Source organism: Micromonospora globbae (assembly GCF_003610785.1).
Classification (GTDB): domain Bacteria; phylum Actinomycetota; class Actinomycetes; order Mycobacteriales; family Micromonosporaceae; genus Micromonospora; species Micromonospora globbae.
On sequence record NZ_RAQQ01000011.1, the window covers coordinates 21,815 to 43,113 of the forward strand.

Consider the following 21,299-nt stretch of genomic DNA (forward strand, 5'->3'; position numbering starts at 1 on the left):
GATGACCGCTACCGCGTCGACATCGGTCGTGCCGGACCTGGCCGACCTGCAACAGCGGGCCGCCCAGCGGGCGGCCGAGCGGGCCGGCGGCCGGGACCGGCTCCGCGGGCACATCGTCTGTGACGGGCTGGTCCGCATCTTCAAGACCGAGGGCGTCGAGGTGGTCGCCCTGCAGGGGCTCGACCTGGTCATCGACCGGGGTGAGCTGGTGGCGATCGTGGGCGCCTCCGGATCCGGCAAGTCCACGCTGCTGAACATCCTCTCCGGGCTGGACACCCCGACCGCCGGCATCGCCCGGGTGGCCGGGTACGACCTGCTCAACCTGTCGGCGAAGCGGCGCCTGAGCTACCGGCGGCGGACGGTCGGCTTCGTCTGGCAGCAGACCGGGCGCAACCTGCTGCCGTACCTCACGGCGTTGGAGAACGTGGAGCTGCCGATGCAGCTGGCCGGCGGGCGCGGGCGGCGGGCCCGCCGCGAGCGGGCCCGGGAGCTGCTCGACCTGGTCGGCGTCGGCTACTGCGCGGACCGCCGGCCGGGCCAGCTCAGCGGCGGCGAGCAGCAACGCTGCGCCGTGGCGGTCGCGGTGGCCAACGACCCGGAGGTGCTCTTCGCCGACGAACCGACCGGCGAACTGGACGAGGCCACCGGCGCGGAGGTCTTCGCCGCGCTGCGCACCATCAACGCCGAACTGGGCGTCACCGTGGTCGTCGTGACCCACGACCAGGCGGTCGCCACCCAGGTCCGGCGGACCGTCGCGATCCGCGACGGCCGGACCGCCTCGGAGGTACGCCGCACCGCGCGCGTCGGCGCGGACGGCAGCACCGAGCTGGTCAGCGAGGAGTACGCGGTGCTCGACCGGACCGGGCGGATGCAGCTGCCGGCCGCGTTCGTCGAGGCGCTCGAGTTGCGGGACCGCGTCCGGCTCAACCTGGAGCCGGACCACGTGGAGGTACGGCCGGGCGACCAGGCCCCGACCGACGGGAAGGCTGAGGCATGAACGGGTGGGACGTGGGGACGGACGGCCGGGCCGGGGCGGCGACGGACAGCCGGGACGCGGGCTGGGACGGTACGGCGGCCGGTGGCCGGTCGCGCGCGACGGCCGCGCCGGCCACCGACGTGGTGGTCCGGGTCGAGGGGGTGAGCCGGACCTTCGGGCGGGGTGAGCACGCGGTGCACGCCGTACGCGACGTGTCGTTCACCGCCGCACGGGGGGAGCTGCTCGCCATCCGGGGCCGGTCCGGCGCCGGCAAGACCACCCTGCTGAACCTCATCGGCGGGCTCGACCGGCCGGACAGCGGCCGGGTGGTGGTGGCCGGGCACGACGTGACCGCCGCCGGCGAGCGGGAACTGCTCGACCTGCGGCGGGGGACGGTCAGCTTCGTCTTCCAGACCTTCGGCCTGGTGCCGATCCTCTCCGCCGCCGAGAACGTCGGTGTGCCGCTGCGGCTGGCCCGGGTGCCGGCCGCCGAGCGGGAGGAGCGGGTGGCGATGCTGCTCGAACTGGTGGGCCTCGGTGGGCACGCGGCGCAGCGGCCGTACGAGCTCTCCGGTGGGCAGCAGCAGCGGGTGGCCGTGGCGCGGGCGCTGGCCAACGAGCCGGCCCTGCTGATCGCCGACGAGCCCACCGGTCAGCTCGACTCGGAGACCGGACGCTCGATCATGAACCTGCTCCGGGCCGTGGTGCACGCGCGCGGCACGACCATCCTGGTCGCCACCCACGACCCGGCGCTCATCGAGCTGGCCGACCGTACGCTGACCCTGCGCGACGGCCGCCTCTCCGACGCCTGACCCGGGCCCGGCCGCCGGCCGGCGGGTCAGAGCGGGAGCTTCATCCCCTCGTGGCTGGCCACGAACCCGAGGCTCGTGTAGAAGCGGTGCGCGTCGTGGCGGGACTTGTCGGTGGTGAGCTGCACCAGCCCGCAGCCCCGCTCGCGGGCCTGGTCGATGGCCCAGGTCATCATCCGCCGGCCGAGCCCCTGGCCGCGGAGGTCGGAGCGGACACGGACGGACTCGATCAGCGCCCGCTCGGCGCCGTGGCGGCCCAGCCCGGGGATGTAGGTGATCTGGAAGCAACCGACCAGCTCACCGCCGGAGTCGGCGACGATCAACTGGTTGCGCGGGTCGGCGGTGACGTCGGCGAACGCCTTCTCGTACGCGTCGTCGACCTGCGTGAAGTCGCGCGCCTTGCCGAGGACGTCGTCGGCGAGCAGCGCGACGATCGCCGGCAGGTCGGCCCGGACCGCCTCGCGGAAGATCAGATCACTCATGCCCGGAGGCTTGCACAGTGACGCTCGGCGATGAGCCGGTGCCGGGTGCACCCGGCGGCCGGTGGGCAGCAGGCGACCACCCTTCATCGGTGGCCGGCCCGCGCTGGATCGGAAGGACGAGCGTGTCGTCCATCGAGGGGTCCTTCGGGGGGACGGGGGTTTCGATGGTCGGGGAGGGGGGTGCGGCGGGTGCGGTTGGGCTGGGTTCGTCCCGGTCCGGGCGGCCGGCGCGGGTGCTCGCGGCGGCCAGGCCGTTGCGCAGCATCCGCGCGAGCGGCCGCTCGATCAGGCGGTGCAGCAGCCATGCCGCGCCAAGCATGAGGAGCACGACCGCCACGAGGACGACCGGGCGAGGGGCGACGTCACGGACCGCGTGGATGATCGTCCAGCCGATGTACTCGTGCAGCAGGTACAGGGGGTATGTGAGCAGGCCGGCCGTGGTCAGCCAGCGCCACCGGATCGACGCCGTCCAACCGAGTGCGATCACGGTCATCACCAGGAAGAACGCGGTGATCAGCAGGACACCCACGACCGGTGACAGGTGAGTGGTCAGCCCCTTGGCGGTGACGTGGTTCACGCGCCGCACGGTCCAGAACTGGGCGAGCAGGTACGAAGCACCGACCAGTCCCCAGAGCATGAGGTCGGGCCCGAACCGGTGGATGAGGTAGAGGGCGATGCCGGCCACGAAGAACGGCGCGTACTCCGGTTGCAGGATTGTCCGCAGCAGTTGCTGGTCGGAGTTGGCGACCAGGACCGACGCGATGAGCCAGGCGTAGCAGAACTTCATGGTCCGGCTCAGCGTCAGGCCCCACCAGACCAGCACCGAGAAGAGCAGGTAGAACAGGGCTTCGTTCCAGAGCGTCCAGTACACGGCATCGACCGCGGGGCGGTCGAGCGCACCCTGCAGCATCGTGAGGTTGAGCAGGACGTCGCTCCAACTCAGCCTCGTGCGCACGGTGGGCCACAGCGTCAGAACGACCGTGGTGATGAGTACGGCTGCCCAGTAGGCCGGGTAGAGCCGGGTCACCCGGGAGCGGAAGAACGCCCCGGGCGTACGGCCCCAGCAGCTCATGCAGATGACGAAGCCGCTGATGATGAAGAACAACTGAACGCCGAAGAAGCCGTACGCGCTCACCTGGTGCAGTTGCGGGAACGTGACCTCCGGCTTCGCGCCCCAGGCGCCCTTAACGCCACTGTTGTAGGCGGTGTAGTGGTACATCACCACCATGAGCGCGGCGGCCAGGCGCAGGCCGTCGATGACCGCGAGCCGGCCGGCGGCCCGCGAACCGCCGTCGCGGGTGAGCGCAGCGGGGGGTGAACCGGATTCGCGCCGGCCGAACACGATCGCCATGGCGAGGTACCTTACAGGTGCCCCAGCATCGGTAATTCGGCCGTTCGATCACTTCTCCGACGGTCACCGGGCCGGGCAGCGCTGCCCCTGCGGCGGCACGGTCAGGTCGATCAGGTAGGCGTCGACGGCGTCGGTGATGCAGGCGGTCTGCGGGTAGGCGGTGTGCCCCTCGCCCTCCCAGGTCAGCACCCGCCCGACGCCGAGCATCGAGGCGAGCGCCTGCGTCTGCTCGTACGGGGTGGCCGGGTCGCCGGTCGTGCCCACCACGACGATCGGCGGGGCGCCGACCGCCGGGCCGGTCGGGTACGGATCCCGCCCGCCGGGCCACTCGGCGCACGCGAGCATGCCCACCGCCAGCGCGGGCCCGAACAGCGGGTACTTCTCCCGCCACTGCGACTGCAGCTCGCGGATCCGCGCGAGGCTCGGCTTCTCGTCCTCGTCGGCGCAGTTGATCGCCAGGTTGGCGTCGAACAGGTTGGAGTAGTGGCCGTCGTCGCCGCGGCCGGCGTACGCGTCGGCGAGGCGGAACACGTCGGTGGGGTCGCCGCCCTCGAGCCGGTCGATGGCCCGGGCCAGCTCCTGCCAGCCGGGCTCGGTGTAGAGGGAGGAGATGATCGCGTAGAACACCCAGCCGGCGGTCGCCTCCCGCCCGTCCGCGCCGCGTACCGGCGAGACCCGCGCCTTGTCGATCGCGTCGGTCACCGCGGCCCGTGCGTCCGGTGCGATGGGGCAGCGGCCGGCGTTCGCCGCGCACCAGCGGGTGAAGTTGCCGAACGCCCGCTCGAAGCCCTTCGCCTGGCTCTCCGATCCGGCCACCAGGCCCTGCTTCGGGTCGACCGCGCCGTCGAGCACGAGCGCCCGCACCCGTTGCGGGTGGAGCTGGGCGTACGTGGCGCCGAGCAGCGTCCCGTACGAGTAGCCCAGGTAGGTGAGCTTCTCGTCGCCGAGCGCGGCGCGGACCGCGTCCATGTCCCGCGCGGCCTGCTCGGTGCCGTAGAGCGGCAACTGGTCGCCGTACTTCTGGCCGCAGCCCTGCCCGATGCGCCGGTTGAGGGCGACGATCCCGTCGAACGACTCCTGGCTGCGGGGATCGGGGTCGTAGCCGAAGCTCGCGTCCAGGTCGGCGTCGGAGATGCACTTGACGGGGCTGGAGCGGGACACCCCGCGCGGGTCGAAGCCCACGATGTCGAAGCGCTCGGTGACCGTCGTGGGGAGGCCGCCGAACGCCGACCCGAACGAGAGGTAGACGGCCGTGTCGACCCCGGAGCCGCCCGGCCCGCCCGGGTTGATGACCAGCGAGCCGATGCGGTCCCGCTGCTTGGTCGAGCGGGCCCGCAGCAGGGCGATCTCGAAGGTCTCGCCGGCGCCCGGGCCCGTGGTGGCGCCGGTGCCGGTGCCCCAGTTGCGCGGCACCGCGATGCGGGTGCACTCGTAGCGCATGTTCGGCGCGCCCTGGCCGACGAGCTGGTCGGCGACCTCCGGGCACGCCCGCCAGGTCGGCGCGGTGCCCGGCGCCGCCGCCTCGCCGGTGGGCTCGGCGCGTGGCGCGAACGCGGGCAGGGTGCAGCCGGCGGTGAGCAGTGCCGTGGCGGCGAACACGGCCAGGGCGCGGCGGACCCGGCGGATCCGGTCGTCGGTGCGGGGCATCGAGTGGGTCCTCCGTGATCGTCTCGCCGCCAGGCTACGCCGGGCCGGTGGCGGGGGATTCCACGGTGGTGGCCGGGTCGCCCCGCAGCACCTGGTCGACGTCGTACCGGATCGGGCGGTCGAGCTGGTCGTAGCGGCACGAGCGGGGGTCGCGGTCGGGCCGCCAGCGGACGAACTGGGCGGTGTGGCGGAAGCGGTCGCCCTCCATCGCGTCGTAGCCGACCTCGAGCACCAGCTCGGGGCGCAACGGCTCCCACTCGAGGTTCTTCGTGCCGGTCCACCGGCTCACGCCGCCGGGGATGCGCTGGCCGCGTTCGTGGTCGCCGTGCACCCACGGGTGCTCGTCGCCGACGTCCCGGTAGGGGGCCAGCTCGTCCAGCAGCTCCGCCCGGCGGGCCATGCTGAACGACGCGCTCACGCCGACGTGGTGCAGCACGCCGTCGTCGTCGTAGAGGCCGAGCAGCAGCGAGCCGACGACCGGGCCGGACTTGTGCCAGCGGAAGCCGGCGACCACCACGTCGGCGGTGCGGGCGTGCTTCACCTTGAACATGAGCCGCTTGCCCGGCTCGTAGGGCAGGTCGGCCGGCTTGGCGATGAGCCCGTCCAGCCCGGCGCCCTCGAAGACGTCGAACCAGCGGTGCGCGGTGTCCGGGTCGGTGGTGACCTGGGTGACGTGCACGGGCGGGCGTACGCCCTTCAGCGCCGCCTCCAGCCGGGCCCGGCGCTGCGGATAGGGCTGGTCGAGCAGCGCCTCGTCGCCGATGGCGAGCAGGTCGAACGCCACGAAGTCGGCCGGGGTGGTCTCGGCCAGCAGCTTCACCCGCGACGCGGCCGGGTGGATGCGCTGGCCCAGCATCTCGAAGTCGAGCCGCGGCTGGCCGCCCGGGCCGTCGCGGCGGATCACGATGAGCTCGCCGTCGACGGCGCAGCGCTCCGGCAGCTGCCGCCGGGCCTGCTCGACGACCTCGGGGAAGTAGCGGGTCATCGTCTTGCCGCCGCGGCTTGCCAGCTCCACCTCGTCGCCGTCGCGGAAGATGATGCACCGGAAGCCGTCCCACTTCGGCTCGTACGTCATCCCGGGCGCGGTGGGGATCCGCGGCACGCTCTTGGCCAGCATCGGCTCGACCGGCGGGTTGATCGGCAGCTCCACGGCGACCAGTCAACCAGACGGCACCGACAACCGTGAGGCACATCACCGCTGCGTCCTGGGCGTGGTGTCCGCCGTCGTCCCCCTCCTCACCCTGCGCCGGAATCAGGAAACCGCAGGTCAGAGCTACCTTCGCCGGGTGCCGGAGTGGAGCTGCGCGTGCTGCGGGCGGTACCGGGTCAGCGTGGAGCTGGTCCGCGGCCGCTACCGCTACCGGCTGTCGCACCGCTATCCCCGGCAGTTCGGCGGCGGGAAGAACGTGCTCGGCGAGGTCGGCTCGATCCCCGAACTGGAGGACCTGCTGCGCCGGTGTACGCCGCTCACCCTCGCCGACCTCCGCGAGGCGGCCTGAGCCCGGGTCAGAAGCGGGCGAAGGAGCGGATGGGCGCGCGCGGGCCGTACTTCGGGGCCTGCACGCCCGCGGCCTCCAGCAGGACGCAGACCCGGCCGCGGTGACCGCGGAACGGCTCCAGCAGGGCGAGCATCCGGGCGTCGTCACCGCGCGGCTCACCGGCCAGCGCCCAGGCGACCGTGTTGGGCACGTGGTAGTCGCCGACGCTGACCGCGTCCGGGTCGCCGTACGCCACGCGGACCACCTCGGCGGCGGTCCACGGCCCGATGCCCGGCACGGCGCGCAACCGGCGGGTCGCCTCGGCGGCGTCCCCACAGCGTTCCAGGCGGTCCGCCACGGCGGCCGCCCGCCGCAGCGTCTCGGCCCGGCGCTGCTCCACGCCGAACGGGTGGAACACCCAGTACGGCGTGGCGGCCACGGCCGCCGGCTCCGGCGGGAGCAGCAGCGGCAGCGGGCCGGGCGCGGGTTCCCGGAAGTGGCGGACCGTGGCGGCGTACGCGCGGTACGCCTCCTTGCCGGTGACCTTCTGCTCGAAGACGGCGCGGAGCACCCGGGGGAAGACCAGACCGGTGGCCGGCATCCGTACGCCCCGGTACTCGCGTGCCAACCGGGCGACGAGCGGGTGTGCCGCCGCCAGGGCGGCGAAGCCGGTCACGTCGTCGCGCAGACCGGCGATGGCGTCGGCGCGCTCGACCACCCATCCGGCGCCCGGGCCGTACCCCTCGGCCCGCAGGTCCCCGGCCTCCGGGTGCAGGGCGAGGGTCGCGGGACCGTCGGGCGTGCGGGTGGCGAACCAGAACGTGCCCGCCACGATGCGCGCGCACGGGTCGTACGGGCTGAACGTGAGCGCGCGGACGGAGGCCGCGAGCCGGTAGCCGGCCGGCGGGTGCAGCACCCGGCTGGCGGTGGGCGGCGTCCCGGTCATCCCGCCACTGTGCCAGACTCCCGGCCGTCGGCTGTCCTGCGGGTACTGCCGCGGATGGCCGTCGGCCATCGTCGCTGGGGACGTACCTGGATCGGCCGAACCGGCAGCCGCGCGTCCCTCGGACTGGTGGAATATAACGAATGAATCGGGCCTAATCCCATAAATAGGTACGCGTCAGGCCGCATGCAGCCGACGAACTGATGAACAGCTGATGGCCCACCGGTTGACGCGCTGCTACCGTCTCGACGTCGCCCCTCGATTCGATGCTCCGAGCCCCGGCGCTGCCAACCGGGCCCGGAGCCGGGACGGTTCGTCCGTGGCCGAGGTCGTGGACGCTCGCACAGCGGCCCGCGGACGGCGACGAACGGGGATGCACGGAGGAAGGCGGTCGGCGATGCCTGCTCAGGGGACGTCGCGAGGCATAGTGTGGTGGGTCTCGTCGGCGCGGCCCGCCCGGCACTGACCGTGTCGGCCGTCGAACTGTCCGTCACCTTCGGACGGTGTGTGGAATGATCGCCCTGCGGCTCTACCGGCTGCTACCCCCTCCGGTGCGGCGCCGGCTCGTGCAGATGCTGCCGGAGCACCGCCGGATCGGCCTGGTGCGCACCTTCGTCCGCCCGTCCGGTGGCGACACCGTCCATCCGATCGGGTCGCGGGTGACCGTCGACGACGGGGGCGTCCGCACCCGGGCCGAGGTGGTCGCCGCCGCCACGCCCCTGCAGATGTGGCACCGAAACCTCACGGCCGTCACCACCGCGCTGGACGCCGCCGGCATCCGCTACCACTGCCTGCGCAACGACGACCACCTGCGCAGCACCGTGGCGGTGGTCGCCGACCAGCGCGAGGCGGTGCGGCGCACGCTCACCTCCGCTCCGGTGCTGTCCGGCGCCCACGTGCGCACCGTGGAGGTGCGGCCCGGTCGGCACCAGCCGGACCTCGCGCCGACCGAGGTGTTCCAGGTGTGGTTCCCGGTGACGGACGCGCGGGCGAACGTGGTGCTGGGCTCGCAGTTCGCCTGCGAGATCGAGTTCTGGACGCGCGACGGCGACGTCGTCCGCGCCCCCAGGCACAACGCCGTCATCGACGAGACGCCCCTCGAGCCGGAGCCGGTCCGCGTCGCCGCGGCGCTGCTCAGCCACTTCGTGCCCGAGGCGGACGACCATACCTACGGCACCCGCCGCGACCTGGCCGTCCGGGCCTTCGACCGGGTGGGCTTCCCCATCGACGCCGTCTACACCTGGGTCGACGGGTCCGACCCGGAGTGGCTGGAGCGGAAGCGGGCGGCGCTGTACGACGCCGGGGGACCGCTGCACGCCGTGGCCGCCAACTCGTCGCGCTATCACAACCGTGACGAACTGCGCTATTCCATGCGGTCGCTCCACAGCTTCGCGCCCTGGCTCCGGCGCATCTTCCTCATCACGGACAGTCAACTGCCGAGCTGGCTCGACCCGTACCACCCGATGGTCACCGTGGTGTCCCACGCCGAGCTGTTCGCGGACCTCGGCGGGCGGTCGTCGTTCAACTCACACGCCATCGAGTCGCGGCTGCACCGCATCGAGGGCCTCGCCGAGCACTTCCTCTACCTCAACGACGACGTGTTCCTCGGCCGGCCGCTGCTGCCCACCCACTTCTTCCACTCCAACGGGATCGCGAAGTTCTTCCCGTCGCCGGCGCAGTTCGGGCTGGGTGACGCGAAGCCCGGTGACCTGCCGGTGAACGCCGCCGGCAAGAACAACCGCCGCCAGATCCAGCGGCAGTTCGGTGTCACCATCACGCAGAAGATGAAGCACACCCCGTTCGCGTTGCGGCGCAGCATCATGCAGCAGATCGAGCAGGTGCTGCAGACCGAGGTGACCCAGACGGCCGCGCACCGCTTCCGCCACCCCGGGGACCTGGCGATCCCGTCCTCCCTGCACCAGTACTGGGCGTACCTGACGGCGCAGGCCGTGCCCGGCGACATCGAGTACGAGTACGCCGACCTCGGCCACCCGTCGACGCCGGCCCGGCTCGCCGAGCTGCTGGTCAACCGCAACCGGGACGTGTTCTGCCTCAACGACACCGACTCCGACCCCCGCTCGTGGGCGGAGCAGGAGTCGATGCTGGCCGACTTCCTGCCGCGCTACCTGCCCTTCCCCGCGCCGTTCGAGCTGCCCGACGACGTGGTGGCCGAGCGCCGTAAGGTGGGCGCCACGGCCCTGTGGCGGCAGTCCCGTGGCGCCGGGCGGCACGCCAGGCAGGTGGACGCGCCGACCACTCCCACACTCCAGCCGCCCACCGCGGCTTCGTCGAGGCTTCGGGTCGGACCCCGGCTCGACGCTCCCACGTTGCCGTCGATGCGTATCGCCGCTGGCCGTCACACCCGTGATCGGACCGATGGGCCGGGCAGAACCGGGCCGAGGCCGGGAGAGGCGCCCGGTGCGTGAGCAGAGGGAGCGGTCGGCGACGGCGTCTTCGTTCGGTCGTCGCGCCGTACGCCCGCCACGCACGGGCGGCGACGCCTCCGTGCCCGTCTGTCCGCAGCGGTCGATGGTCGTCATGGCTCACCAGGACGACGACCTCTATTTCCTCAACCCTCTGCTGGTCAGCCAGTTGCGAAGCAACGAGGCCCACCTGACCGTCTGCCTGACCGCCGGCGAGGCCGACGGCCGCAACGCGCCGGGCGGCACCCGGGAGCACGCCGCGACACCGGTCGACTTCGAGGGCTTCGCGGCCGCCCGGTACAACGGGTTGCGCTGCGCGTACGCCGACATGGTGCTGGGCGACCGGGACGCACAGTGGCACCGTGAGGTGGTGGTCCTGGACGGCGGCGCCGAGGCCGACGTGTCGGTCCTGGTCGACGCTCCGCACATCCGGCTGGTGTCGCTCAACCTGTGGTGCTCGCCCCCGCCGGACGCCGCTGCGGGGACCGGGTCGCTTCCGGAACTCTGGTCCGGGCAGGCAGCGTCCACGCCGACGATGATCCCGCTCGGGTCACCGGTGACCGGGACGCACGCCTACTCACGGGAAGGCCTCATCGAATCGCTCGTGATGCTTCTGCGGTCCTTCGAACCCACCCTCCTGTGGACGATGGATCCGGATCCCGACTGGCAGGTGCACGACGAGGCGAACCCCCGCCACGCGGATTCCGGGAACTACTCTGACCACATCTTCCACACCGTTACCGCGCTGTTCACCTACGGGGCGGCCAGCCGGTGGTTCGCTGAGGGGGGTGGCGGGCAGACCTCCGTCGAGGCGTTTCGCGGATACTACGTGCGGCGGTGGCCGTCGAACCTCAGCCCTGAGGGGCGTACCAGCAAGCAGCGGTACAAGGACGTGTACGGCTGGGCGGACCGCCGCCCGACCGGCGATCCCGCTGGCCTCGGCGACCGGAAGGTGAGCGGTGACCCGATCGCCGCCGGTAACGCCTCCGGCACCACCCTGCGCTATCCCGGCTCGCGCTCGTGGGCTCGTCCCGCGTCGGACGGAACGCTCTCCGCGTTCGCCGTGCGTGGCGGGCGGGTCGTGCAATGGCGCGAGGCCCGCCACGGCGGGTTCCTGGAGAGCCGGCCGGTGCCGGGGGGCGGACTGCTGCTTCCCCACGTGGACGTGGTGCCGCACGGAGACGCGGGCTGGCGTCTCTTCGCCGTCCATCAGGGACTGGCCGCCGACCCCGACCGGCACGTGCGGGATCTGTGGACGACCGTGGTGCCGGCCTCGGGCGACGTCCGGAACTCGCGGTGGGAGTCGCTGGGCAACCCCGCCCCGACGAGCGCGCCGGCGAAGCGGCGGCACGTCGGAATGCCGCAGGTGGTTCCGCTTGGCGACGGCCGCCTGCTGGTGCTCGTCCGCAACGCCGGCAAGGGGGCGAGCGCTCGCCTCTACCAGGACTCGACCTGGACACCCTGGCGAGACCTTGGCGGCGAGGGCGTCCAGGACGGGCTGACCGCGCTCGCGCTGGACGATGGATCAGTCGAGGTGCTCGCGGCGGCAGGGACCGGTGTCGCCCGCTGGCTCATCCGCCCGTCGGGCGGCGATGCCGCGTTTTCGGTGATTCCGACCGAGGCGCCGGCGGGTCCGCCCACCGTCGTGGCACTGCCCGGCGGCGACCGGATGATGTTCTACCGGCGCCGGGACAGCGCCTCGGTCGTGTCGCTCCGCGCATTCGGGGCCACGGGGTGGGATCTGTGCAGTCCCGTGGATCTCGGCGGGCACGGCGGGCCGGGGCCGATCGCCGCCCAGTTCGTACCGGGCGCCGACGCCGTGTTGGTGGCCGTCCGGGACGACGACTCAGCGACGAGTGTGACCTGGGTGGACCTCGACGGCCGCGGCCGCGGCGCGTGGATGCGCCACCCGACCCCGATCGCCGGTAGCCACGCCGTGTCGATCGACTCGGCCGGCCGGCCGATCGTGCTCGCGGTCTCCGCCGGCGGTGGGCTGCTTATTCTCCTGGTGGACCAGGCGGCCTCGTCCGTCACGTTGATGAAGGAAGCACAGTGACCCTCACGCCCCCCACGCATGAGCCATCGGCGGCCCCGTCCGTCCGACCGGTTGGTTCCGACATCCGGGAGGTGCTGGTGGACGGGGGGCGCCGGAGTGCGCACGTGCATCCCGGCCTCACCCCACTACTCGCACGCCAGCTCAACGTCACGGCGGTGACCGCGGCACTGGAGGCGCACGGGGTCGACTACTTCCTCGTCCGGGGCATGGACGACCGGACGCCGGTGGTCGGCGTCAGCGAGGACGACCGGACCGCCGCTCTCGGTGCGTTGGAGAAGCTCGGCGCCGCGGGCCCATGCTACGTGAGTCAGGTGCTGCCCAAGCCGCCGATCGTCAACTCGTTGCGGGATGCGGCTGACCCGAGTGCCTGGGCCGATCTGCAAGCAGCCCGTGCTGTCAAGGTCACCTGGTTCCGATCGGACCCGACGGGGAAGTTGATCCTGGGCGTCGCGTACGGGTGCGAGATCGAGTTCTGGAGGCCGGACCGGAACGCCGGCGTCCTGCGTGCGCCCCGCCGCAACAGGATGATGTTCGCGGTCTCGACGGCCGGGCTGCCGGTCGAGGCCGGCGAGCACCGTTTCACGCGGCTGGCCTCCACGGTCAAGCCGGGCCCGCGCTTCCGCACCCGCCCGGAGTTCGACCTCTCCCTCCCGGACGACATCGATTTTCCCATCGACGTCGTCTACACCTGGGTCGACGGCGCGGATCCGGAATGGCAGCGCCGCCGTGCGGAGCAGAAGGGCGAGGCGTTCCACGCCGAGGCCGCGAGCGACTCGCGCTACATCAATCGAGACGAGTTGAAGTACTCCCTCCGGTCGCTTCACCTCAACGCCCCGTGGGTCCGCAACATCTACATCGTGACCGACCGGCAGCGTCCGGCCTGGCTCGATCTGAGTGCCGGCAACATCTTCCTCGTCAACCACGAGGACATCTTCAAGGACCCGACCGCGCTGCCCACCTTCAATTCCTGTGCCATTGAAAGTCAACTGCACAACATCGAGGGTCTCGCCGAGCACTTCCTCTATCTGAACGACGACATGTTCTTCGGACGGCCGCTGGCACCGCAGACCTTCTTCCTCGCCAACGGCAACACCAAGTTCTTCCTGTCCCAGAACCGAATCCCGATCGGCCCGATAACGAGCCTCGACAGCCCCGTCGACGCGATGATCAAGAACAACCGACGGCTCATCGAGGAACGGTTCGGCCGTACGCTGACCCAGGGCAGCCAGCATGTGCCGTACCCGCTGCGGCGGAGCATCCTCGCGGAGATCGAGCGGGAGTTCCCGGCGGAGTACGCGGCGACGATGCGGAGCAGGTTCCGCAGCCCCACAGATCTCACCATCACGTACTCGTTGCACCACTACTACGCCTTCCTCACCGGTCGAGCGCTGCCGGGCCGCGTGAACTACGGCTACGTGCAGCTCGCGGTACCGGACCTGGCGGCGCGGCTCAAGCGTGCCGAGGCCCGCCGGGACTGGGACACCTTCTGCATCAACGACGCGTTCTCGACGTACGCGGAACTCCAGCAGCAGATGGCCATCCTGGAGCCGTTCCTGGAGGCCTACTTCCCGGTGCCCAGCCCGTACGAGTCGGCGGGCCAGTCGTGAAGTTCGCCTTCGTCATCCACAACATGTACGGCGTGGGCGGCACCAACCGGGCGGTGCTGAACCTGGCCACCGCGCTGGTCGAGGGCGGCCACGAGGTCGAACTGGTGTCGGTGTTCCGGCGGCTGGACCGGACGATGTTCGACATCGACGAGCGCGTCAGCGTGGTTCCGCTGGTCGACACCAGGCCGCGGCGACCCGACCGGTCCGACCCCCGGCACCGGGAGCCGTCGAGCCTGATTCCGCCGAGCGAGGAGTTCCACCTGCACTACAGCCGGCTAACGGACGAGCGGCTGATCACCTACCTGCGCCGCACCGACGCGGATGTCGTCGTGGGAACCCGTCCCGGGCTCAACATCGCCGTCGCCCGGTACGCCCCCGACCACACCGTCCGCGTGGCCCAGGAGCACATGACGCAGGACCTCATCGACGACGAGTTGAAGGCCGACATTCGTCGGTACTACCCGCGCATCGACCTCGCGTACACGGTGACGAGAGCGGACGCTGAGGCTTTCCGCGTGGGAAATCCGGTGCCCGGCACCCGGATCAGGATCCTGCCGAACGCCTCCCCACCGCCCGCGGTACCGCCCACTGACGGGCGGGGTCGCATCGTGGTGGCTGCCGGCCGGCTCGACCCGATCAAGCGGTACGACCGCTTGATCACCGCCTTCGCCCTGGCGAGCGCCGACTGCCCCGGATGGACGTTGCGGATCTACGGCGACGGCGCGCAGCGCCCGGCGCTCGCCGCGTTGATCCGCGAGCTGGGTCTCTATGACCGGGTCCACCTCATGGGGCGCCGGGACGACATGTCGACCGAGTGGGTGAAGGGGTCGATAGCTGCGGTCTCGTCCGAGCGCGAGTCCTTCGGCATGACGATCGTCGAGGCCATGCGTCTCGGCCTTCCGGTTGTCAGCACCGATTGTCCGGTCGGCCCGCGTGAGATCATCGACGACGGCGAGGACGGGATCCTGGTTCCCACCGACGATTTCGACGCCTACGCCATCGCGCTGCGAACGTTGATGCGCGACGACGCGCTGCGGGCCCGGATGGGCAAGATCGCACTCGCGAACTCCGTCCGTTTCGATCCGGCCAACCTGGCGGCCCAGTTCCTGGCGGATTGCGCGGAAGTGCTCGCAGCGCGCCGGAACGAAGTGCCCCGACCCCGTCGGTCCGCACGGCGTCCGCAACGCAGCGGCCTGGCCCGGTCGGTCCTCGCCCGAGGTGGGGAGCTGCTCCGCGAGCCGGACCTGGTCCGGGCCCTCGCCGATCCGTTGCTGAGGGGGATCGCGGCGAACGACGTCGCCCGGCGGGCGAGCATCGGGGCCCTCGTGCGGCTGAGCCGGGTGCGGCGTGTCCGCGGCACCAGCACCCGCTTGCAGCAGGCCATCCGGCGCCGCGCCTCGGCTTCCAACGACGGTCCGCCCGTGGATTGTCTCGTCCTGCCCGACCTGGGACTGCAATGGTCCGTGGACGCGACGCTCGTCGCGGACGATGCCGCGATCGTGCTCCAGAATCGCGACGACCGTGAGGTCGTCGAGGTGGTTCTGTCTCCGTCAGCCGACGGGCTCCGGCAGGTGAGCACGCTCGACGCGGCCGCATTGTCCGAGGGCCGGTGGAATGTCTATCTCCGGAGCGGGAAGGGTGGCCGGCGCCGCGCTCGCCCGCGCCAACTCGACAGTCGGGTCCTGGCAGGCGGGCCGGAGGGTGAACTCACCGGAGAACCGTTCGGGGTGCGGGCACACGTTCCCTACCGCACCACTGACGGCTTCCTCGCGGTACGAAGCTGGGTACGGGGCGTCCATGCCGAGGTCCGCCAGATCCTCCTCGACGGTGAGGCCGTCATGGTCTCGTTCACCTGGTACGGACCGCGCACGCCACGCACCGCGGTGCTCCGTCGCCGCGGTGACCGGCCCGACTCGCTCACCGTGCCCATCGTGACTGCGACCGACGGGACCCCGACCCTCGTGGTGCCCCTTGCCACGCTGGCCGACCTGCGGCTCGGCCGGTACGAGGACTGGGATATCTTCCTCCAGCCGGACGGCTCGGACGAGGTGCGGCTCGGACGGTTCCTCGACGATGTCGTCGACAAGAAGCAGGTCTACACCTACCCGGAGATCTATCTGCCCGACGAGGTGGAGCTGGACCTGGTCGAGGAGGACCCGGCCTCGACGGTGCGGGTGCGTCCCTTCTACACCTTGGAGAGCGAGCTGTCGCTCGTGGTCGTCGACCGGCCGTAGTGGGGACGCAAGGAGGACGAGGTGAGCGAACAGGGCCAGCCGGAGATCCCGCGAGCGGTGGCCGAGCCCTCGCGGTTGGTCGGCGTCTACCGGCGGGTGCTGAGCCCGCAGACGCGTCGTGCCATCGCCAAGAAGGTCAGCCCGCAGACGCGCCATCAGCTGAAGCAGTGGGTGGCCCGCGCGTCCGTCGAAAACCAGGTGGCGGGACGGCGGGGGGAGCGGCTGGCCCGCCGCCAGCCGGAGCTGCTGGCCGGCGGGGACCGGGTGGTGGTCACGGCGGACCGCGGCCCCAAGGTGGCGCGGGTCCGGCCGGACGTCACGCCGGCAATGGCCCGCACGGGCAACGTGGCCGCGGTGACCGAGGCGTTGGACGAGGCGGGCGTGCCGTACTTCCGGGTGCGCGGGCGGTCCGAGCGCTCGTCCGTCGTGGCTGTCGACGCCGCGGACCGCGACCGGGTGTACGCGGCGCTCGCGGCGGCCTGCGCCCGGGTGCCCGGGTACGTCCTGCGCGGCGGTGAGGAGTCGTCGGGTCGTCCAGCGGCGCCGGGTTTCGAGGCGCAGGTGTGGCGGCGCCTCGGTGACGTCCCGGTGCTGCGGCTGGTCTGGTACTGGACCGACCCCCGGCAGCGGTTGGTGCTGGGCCAGGCGTACGGGTGTGACGTCGAGTTCTGGACGCGGCAGGGTGACGCGCTCGTCGCCCCGCGACCCAACCCGGTGGCCGAGCAGGTGGTGGCGACCTCCCCGACGGTCCTGGCGTCCGAGTCGGTGTTCACCGGCCTGGTGCCGGCGTCGGCTCCCGCCACCGTCCGCACCCGGGCCGAGTTCGCGGGGCGGCTCCCCGAGGACGTGACGTTCCCGATCGACATCGTCTACACCTGGGTGGACGGCACGGACCCGGACTGGCTGCGCCGCCGCGCCGAGGTGACGGGGATGCCCTACCACGCCGAGGCGGCGAGCGCCGCGCGGTTCCTCAGCCGCGACGAGCTGCGGTACTCGCTGCGGTCGGTGCACCTGTTCGCACCCTGGGTGCGGCACATCTACCTGGTCACCGACGACCAGGTGCCGCCGTGGCTGGACCAGTCGGCCCCCGGTCTGCGGGTGGTCAGTCACCGCGAGATCTTCGCCGATCCCTCGGTCCTGCCCACCTACAACTCCCACGCCATCGAGAGCCAGTTGCACCACATCGACGGCCTCTCCGAGCACTTCCTGTACTTCAACGACGACGTCTTCCTCGGCACGGACGTGCTGCCCCGGGACTTCTTCCTGGGCAACGGGCTGTCCCGGTTCTTCCCGTCGCCGGCGCTTGTGCCGCCGGGCGCCCCGACCGCCGAGGACATCCCGTCGTCCGCGGCCGGGAAGAACAACCGGACGCTCATCGGCGAGCGGTTCGGCTCGGTGCTCAGCCGCAAGATGAAGCACATGCCGCACGCGCTGCGACGCAGCGTGCTGTGGGAGATCGAGCGGGAGTTCCCGGAGGAGCACCGGCGGACCATGGCGAGCCGGTTCCGCAACATGACCGACATCTCGGTCGCCTCGTCCCTGCACCACTACTACGCCTTCCACACCGGCCGCGCGGTGCCCGGGGACCTCACGTACACGATCGCCGAGCTGTCCAATCCGGACACCCCCGCGCGGCTCGCGCACCTGCTGGCCCGCCGCGACCGGCACGTCTTCTGCCTGAACGACGCGTTCTCCACCGAGGAGGACCTGGAACGGCAGCTGAAGATCCTCACGCCCTTCCTGGACACCTACTTCCCGGTGCCCAGCCCCTGGGAGAGGGCCTGACGGGGCCGGGATTCCCCGTCGCCGCATGACGATGGCCGGCCGCGCCCTCCCCGGCTGCGACCGGCCACCGTGTCCGTGGGTCAGTAGTTGTAGCCGGAGTCCCCGGCGTCCGAGTCGCCCCCGCTGTCCGACGGCGGCGCCACGGGCTTCGGGGTGCCCTCCGGGAGGCAGGTCAGGTTCTTCTTGCCGTCCGGGGCGACCACGAACCAGGTGCCGCTGACGCCCTGGCCCTTCCACTGGCCGGGCTTCTTGTCCCCGATGTACCGGTACAGCGGCCAGCCGCCCAGCGTGAGCTGCCGGGTGCCGTCCTGCCGGGTGATGGTGCCGACCTTGTCGTCCGAGACGCCGCTGAGCTGCGGGTTGCCGTCGGTCAGCGCCGGCGGCCACACCTCCGCGCAGGTGTCGACGCAGTTCGACGAGGACGGGTCGGCGGTGTCCTTGTCGAAGCGGTAGAGGATCCAGCCGTCCTGGTCGGTCACCACCTTGCCCATGCGGGGCACCTTCTTGCCGTTGAGTTCCTCGGTCAGTTCCACGTCCGCCGGTGGCGCGTCGGCCACGGGCTCGGCGGACGGGCTCGGCTCGGCCGACGCGGTGGGCTCGGCCGCGGCGACGGCGACCGGCTCGGCCGCGGCGGGATCGGCTGGGCGGTAGCCCGCCGGAGCGCAGGCCGTCAGGGCGACCATCGCGCTCGCGACGACCACGGCGGTCCGCTTCATCTGTGCCACGTGCCCTCCTCGTTTCTCGCAGTTCACCGATGAGTACGGAGGCGGGGCTGTCAAGGTTGAGGTAGTAACCGTGGTCAATTTCATAGGAGAGCCGTGAACCGATCGGCCGATTCCTGCGTGTGCGCGTACAGCACGGTTGTCCGGTCAACGACAAATCGACGCCGGCCATTGCGGGAGCCGGCGTCGACGGGTGTCGTACGGGTGTTACGGCTTCACGGTGACCAGCGGGCTCGCCACCCCGCGCGCGTCCACCGACTGCACCTGGATCTGCTTGATCTGGTCCTTCTTCGCCGCCGTCGCCGCGGTGAGTTCCAGCTCCTGCGCCCGCGTGTTCGTCCCGTATCCCGACTCGGGGACCGACCAGGTGGACACGACCTCGCTGCCGGCGTCCGCACGGACCACCACGAGACGGCAGGTGCGCGGGCCGGGCAGCCGCCCGAGACTGAAGTTGATCTGGGTGCCGTAGTCACGCTCGACGAGGAACATGGTGGCCGTCACACCGGTCGTGGCGTCGGTCGCCGTGACCTGGTCGCCCTCCACCTCGTTCGGGCCGCCGATGCCGGGCCCGGTGGGCGGGGAACCGGGCGTGGGAGGCACGTCGACCGGCGCCGTGACGCTCGGTTCGGCCACCACGTCGGTCGGCCCCACGTCCTCCAGCACGCTGTGGAACCCGATGGCGGTCAGACCGCCGAGCACCACGACCGCCGCCGCCGTGGCGAGCAGTTGCCGGAGCCGGGTCCGCCGCCGGTCGGCGCGGACCGCCATCAGCGTACGGTCGAGCAGCCGCGGGTCCGTCGCCGTCTGCTCCAGGGCCGTCATCGTCTCGCCGTCGATGCCGGAGAGCAGCCCGACCACCGGCACCATCGTCTCCAGTTCGGCGGCGCACGCCCAGCAGGTGGCGAGGTGCTCCTCGAAGCGCGCCGTGTCCTGCTCGTCCAGCACCCCGAGCGCGTACGCGGCGACATCCATGTGGTCCGCGCGGCTCATCCTGTCACCCCCCGTTCCTGCAGAGCCGTGCGCAGCGCACGCAGCGCGTAGTACACCCGCGACTTCGCGGTGCCGAGGGGAAGCCCCAGCTCCTCCGCCGCCTCCGGCACGGTCCGCCCCCGGAAGTACGTCGCGACCAGGATCTCCCGGTGCGACTGGCTCAGCGTACGCAGCGCGTCCGCCACGGTCATCGTGCGTAGTACCTGGTCGGTGCTGTCGGCCTCGGCGAACGCGGTCAGGTCCCGGTCGTACGTCTCGGCCGGCCGCGCCTGCTCGCTGCGGTGCTCGTCGATGGCGATCCGCCGGGCCACGGTGACCAGCCACGGACGCAGCGACGTCTGACCCTGCGCGCCCAGGCGGTGCGCGTTGCGCCACGCCCGCAGCAGGGTCTCCTGCACGATGTCCTCGGCGCGCTGCCGGTCGCCGCCGGTGAGCCGCATGACGAACGCCAGCAGCGGGCCGGCGTGCTCGGCGTACAGCAGCCGGACCAACTGGTCGGAGTGGCTCGCCTCGCTGGACACCGCCTGGTGGCGTCCGGGCGCCGGTCGCGGCGTCACCGGCTCATTCTGGCGAGGCGCCGACCGCGGGTCGACCCCCCGCCGGGCCGGCCGCGACTGGGACCGCGCGGACATCCAGTCCGTCCGGACCACATCGCCGTGCCAACCGGCCGCCACCGCGTGCATGCAGACCTCCGGGGTGTCCACCGACCACAACGGCCCTCGGGGTTGGGCCGCCCGGTGGTACGGGCGACCGGCGCGAGCGGATCAACGGCGGACGAAGAATTTTCGATGCGGACGCGACGATCCGCCGACCGGCCGCGCACGGTCCTTGCGCGGTGGCGCCCTGCGCCGACCGTCCGCCCCAACGGCGCGGACGCGGGTGTCGCGAGTGGACGCCGGAGCGGGCGGGTCAGCGGCCGGTGGCGAACAGACCGGGCGGGGGCGGTGTGGACGGGGTCGCGTCGGCGTCGTGGACGACGCCGGCGCCGCCCGCGAAGCGGTCGAGGTCGTCCCCCGCGACGACCCGGCCCGGGAACCAGTCGCCGGCGGCGCGCCGGGTCAACTCGGGCACCGGGGGCTCGGCCCGCCCGGCCAGCAGCACCAGGTTGCCGTAGCGGCGCCCGCGCAGCACGGCGGCGTCGCCGATCAGGGCGGCGTGGGGGAGCACCGCGCGGACCGTGGCGACCTGGCGGCGGGCGTGCCGCAGCGGCGGACCGTCGGCCAGGTTCGCCAGGTACCAGCCGGCCGGGCGGAGCACGCGGGCCACCTCGGCGGCGTACTCGACCGAGGTCAGGTGCGCCGGGGTGCGGGCACCCGCGAACACGTCGGCGACCACGACGTCGTAGCTGGCGTCGCGGCTGGCCGTGAGCACCTCCCGCGCGTCCCCCACCCGTACGCGCAGCCGGGGGTCGGCCGGCCACGGGAGCACGCGGCGGACCAGCTCGACGAGGGCGCCGTCGACCTCCGCCACCCGCTGGGTGGAGCCGGGCCGGGTCGCGGCGACGTACCGGGGCAGGGTGAGGGCCCCGCCGCCGAGGTGGAGCACCCGCAGCGGGGCGCCCGCGGGGGCGATGAGGTCGACGGCGGTCGCCAGCCGCCGGACGTACTCGAACTCCAGGTGGGTCGGGTCGGTCAGGTCGACGTGCGACTGCGGCGCCCCGTCCAGCAGCAGGGTCCACGAGCCGGCCCGGTCCCGGTCGGGGACCAGCTCCGCCTGCCCGGTCCCCACCTGCTCGACCACCCGGTCGTCGCCGCTGCGCCTGCGCCCCACCCGCCCAGTATCCCGGCCGCCCTCGC

17 protein-coding genes are annotated in these 21,299 nt (G+C 72.3%); 8 read left to right on the forward strand and 9 right to left on the reverse strand.

Going from position 1 to position 21,299, the window contains the following annotated elements; genetic code table 11:
- The first annotated feature begins 1 nt into the window (after position 1).
- Both D7I43_RS16300 and D7I43_RS16305 read left to right on the forward strand, forming a co-directional pair.
- Positions 2 to 997: an ATP-binding cassette domain-containing protein gene (locus tag D7I43_RS16300; RefSeq protein WP_120329376.1), complete on the forward strand. Its 996-nt coding sequence runs from the start codon at positions 2 to 4 to the stop codon at positions 995 to 997.
- A complete protein-coding gene (locus tag D7I43_RS16305) occupies positions 994 to 1,788 on the forward strand; it encodes an ABC transporter ATP-binding protein (RefSeq protein WP_240032995.1) in 795 nt (264 codons plus the stop codon). The genes D7I43_RS16300 and D7I43_RS16305 overlap by 4 nt, the downstream gene beginning before the upstream one ends.
- A gap of 26 nt (positions 1,789 to 1,814) precedes the next feature.
- Here D7I43_RS16305 and D7I43_RS16310 read toward each other — a convergent pair whose 3' ends face one another.
- The 4 genes from D7I43_RS16310 to D7I43_RS16325 all read right to left on the reverse strand — a co-directional run bounded on the left by D7I43_RS16310 (position 1,815) and on the right by D7I43_RS16325 (position 6,415).
- Positions 1,815 to 2,267, reverse strand: a complete 453-nt coding sequence (locus D7I43_RS16310) for a GNAT family N-acetyltransferase (RefSeq protein ID WP_120329377.1) — start codon at positions 2,265 to 2,267, stop codon at positions 1,815 to 1,817.
- Positions 2,260 to 3,618: an acyltransferase family protein gene (locus D7I43_RS16315; protein WP_120329378.1), complete on the reverse strand. Its 1,359-nt coding sequence runs from the start codon at positions 3,616 to 3,618 to the stop codon at positions 2,260 to 2,262. The genes D7I43_RS16310 and D7I43_RS16315 overlap by 8 nt, the downstream gene beginning before the upstream one ends.
- A 63-nt stretch (positions 3,619 to 3,681) precedes the next feature.
- Positions 3,682 to 5,265, reverse strand: coding sequence for an alpha/beta hydrolase (locus tag D7I43_RS16320; protein ID WP_120329379.1), 1,584 nt, complete (start codon positions 5,263 to 5,265; stop codon positions 3,682 to 3,684).
- Positions 5,266 to 5,299: 34 nt separating this feature from the next.
- The gene (locus D7I43_RS16325; RefSeq protein ID WP_120329380.1) at positions 5,300 to 6,415 is read right to left on the reverse strand and encodes an ATP-dependent DNA ligase; all 1,116 of its coding nucleotides are present in this window, start codon (positions 6,413 to 6,415) and stop codon (positions 5,300 to 5,302) included.
- A gap of 136 nt (positions 6,416 to 6,551) precedes the next feature.
- Between D7I43_RS16325 and D7I43_RS16330 the strand changes: the two genes are divergently transcribed.
- Positions 6,552 to 6,764, forward strand: a complete 213-nt coding sequence (locus D7I43_RS16330) for a hypothetical protein (RefSeq protein ID WP_120329381.1) — start codon at positions 6,552 to 6,554, stop codon at positions 6,762 to 6,764.
- Between the two features lie 7 nt (positions 6,765 to 6,771).
- Here the strand turns inward: D7I43_RS16330 and D7I43_RS16335 are convergent, their stop codons facing one another.
- A complete protein-coding gene (locus tag D7I43_RS16335) occupies positions 6,772 to 7,689 on the reverse strand; it encodes a DNA-3-methyladenine glycosylase family protein (protein WP_120329382.1) in 918 nt (305 codons plus the stop codon).
- A gap of 509 nt (positions 7,690 to 8,198) precedes the next feature.
- On the opposite strand from D7I43_RS16335, the gene D7I43_RS16340 reads away from it, so the two are divergent.
- From D7I43_RS16340 to D7I43_RS16360, 5 genes are all read left to right on the forward strand, one after another.
- Positions 8,199 to 10,112, forward strand: coding sequence for a stealth family protein (locus tag D7I43_RS16340; RefSeq protein ID WP_120329383.1), 1,914 nt, complete (start codon positions 8,199 to 8,201; stop codon positions 10,110 to 10,112).
- A 112-nt stretch (positions 10,113 to 10,224) separates the two neighbouring features.
- Positions 10,225 to 12,165 carry a PLL family lectin gene (locus tag D7I43_RS16345; RefSeq protein ID WP_158610109.1) on the forward strand — a complete coding sequence of 647 codons (1,941 nt, stop codon included), beginning with the start codon at positions 10,225 to 10,227 and terminating at the stop codon, positions 12,163 to 12,165.
- A gap of 155 nt (positions 12,166 to 12,320) precedes the next feature.
- On the forward strand, positions 12,321 to 13,772 hold the full coding sequence (locus D7I43_RS16350) for a stealth family protein (RefSeq protein WP_204985216.1): 1,452 nt from the start codon (positions 12,321 to 12,323) through the stop codon (positions 13,770 to 13,772).
- Positions 13,769 to 16,006 carry a glycosyltransferase family 4 protein gene (locus D7I43_RS16355; RefSeq protein WP_120329385.1) on the forward strand — a complete coding sequence of 746 codons (2,238 nt, stop codon included), beginning with the start codon at positions 13,769 to 13,771 and terminating at the stop codon, positions 16,004 to 16,006. Before D7I43_RS16350 ends, D7I43_RS16355 begins: the two co-directional genes overlap by 4 nt.
- 21 nt (positions 16,007 to 16,027) lie before the next feature.
- A complete protein-coding gene (locus tag D7I43_RS16360; RefSeq protein ID WP_204985217.1) occupies positions 16,028 to 17,791 on the forward strand; it encodes a stealth family protein in 1,764 nt (587 codons plus the stop codon).
- Positions 17,792 to 17,871: 80 nt separating this feature from the next.
- Here D7I43_RS16360 and D7I43_RS16365 read toward each other — a convergent pair whose 3' ends face one another.
- The 4 genes from D7I43_RS16365 to D7I43_RS16380 form a co-directional block, all read right to left on the reverse strand.
- Positions 17,872 to 18,516 (reverse strand): COG4315 family predicted lipoprotein, encoded by a 645-nt coding sequence (locus D7I43_RS16365; protein ID WP_120329386.1) that lies wholly within the window; start codon positions 18,514 to 18,516, stop codon positions 17,872 to 17,874.
- Between the two features lie 204 nt (positions 18,517 to 18,720).
- Positions 18,721 to 19,503: an anti-sigma factor family protein gene (locus D7I43_RS16370; RefSeq protein WP_120329387.1), complete on the reverse strand. Its 783-nt coding sequence runs from the start codon at positions 19,501 to 19,503 to the stop codon at positions 18,721 to 18,723.
- Positions 19,500 to 20,186, reverse strand: a complete 687-nt coding sequence (locus tag D7I43_RS16375; RefSeq protein WP_120329543.1) for a sigma-70 family RNA polymerase sigma factor — start codon at positions 20,184 to 20,186, stop codon at positions 19,500 to 19,502. The genes D7I43_RS16370 and D7I43_RS16375 overlap by 4 nt, the downstream gene beginning before the upstream one ends.
- 226 nt (positions 20,187 to 20,412) lie before the next feature.
- Positions 20,413 to 21,273, reverse strand: a complete 861-nt coding sequence (locus tag D7I43_RS16380) for a spermidine synthase (protein ID WP_120329388.1) — start codon at positions 21,271 to 21,273, stop codon at positions 20,413 to 20,415.
- Positions 21,274 to 21,299: the final 26 nt, after the last annotated feature.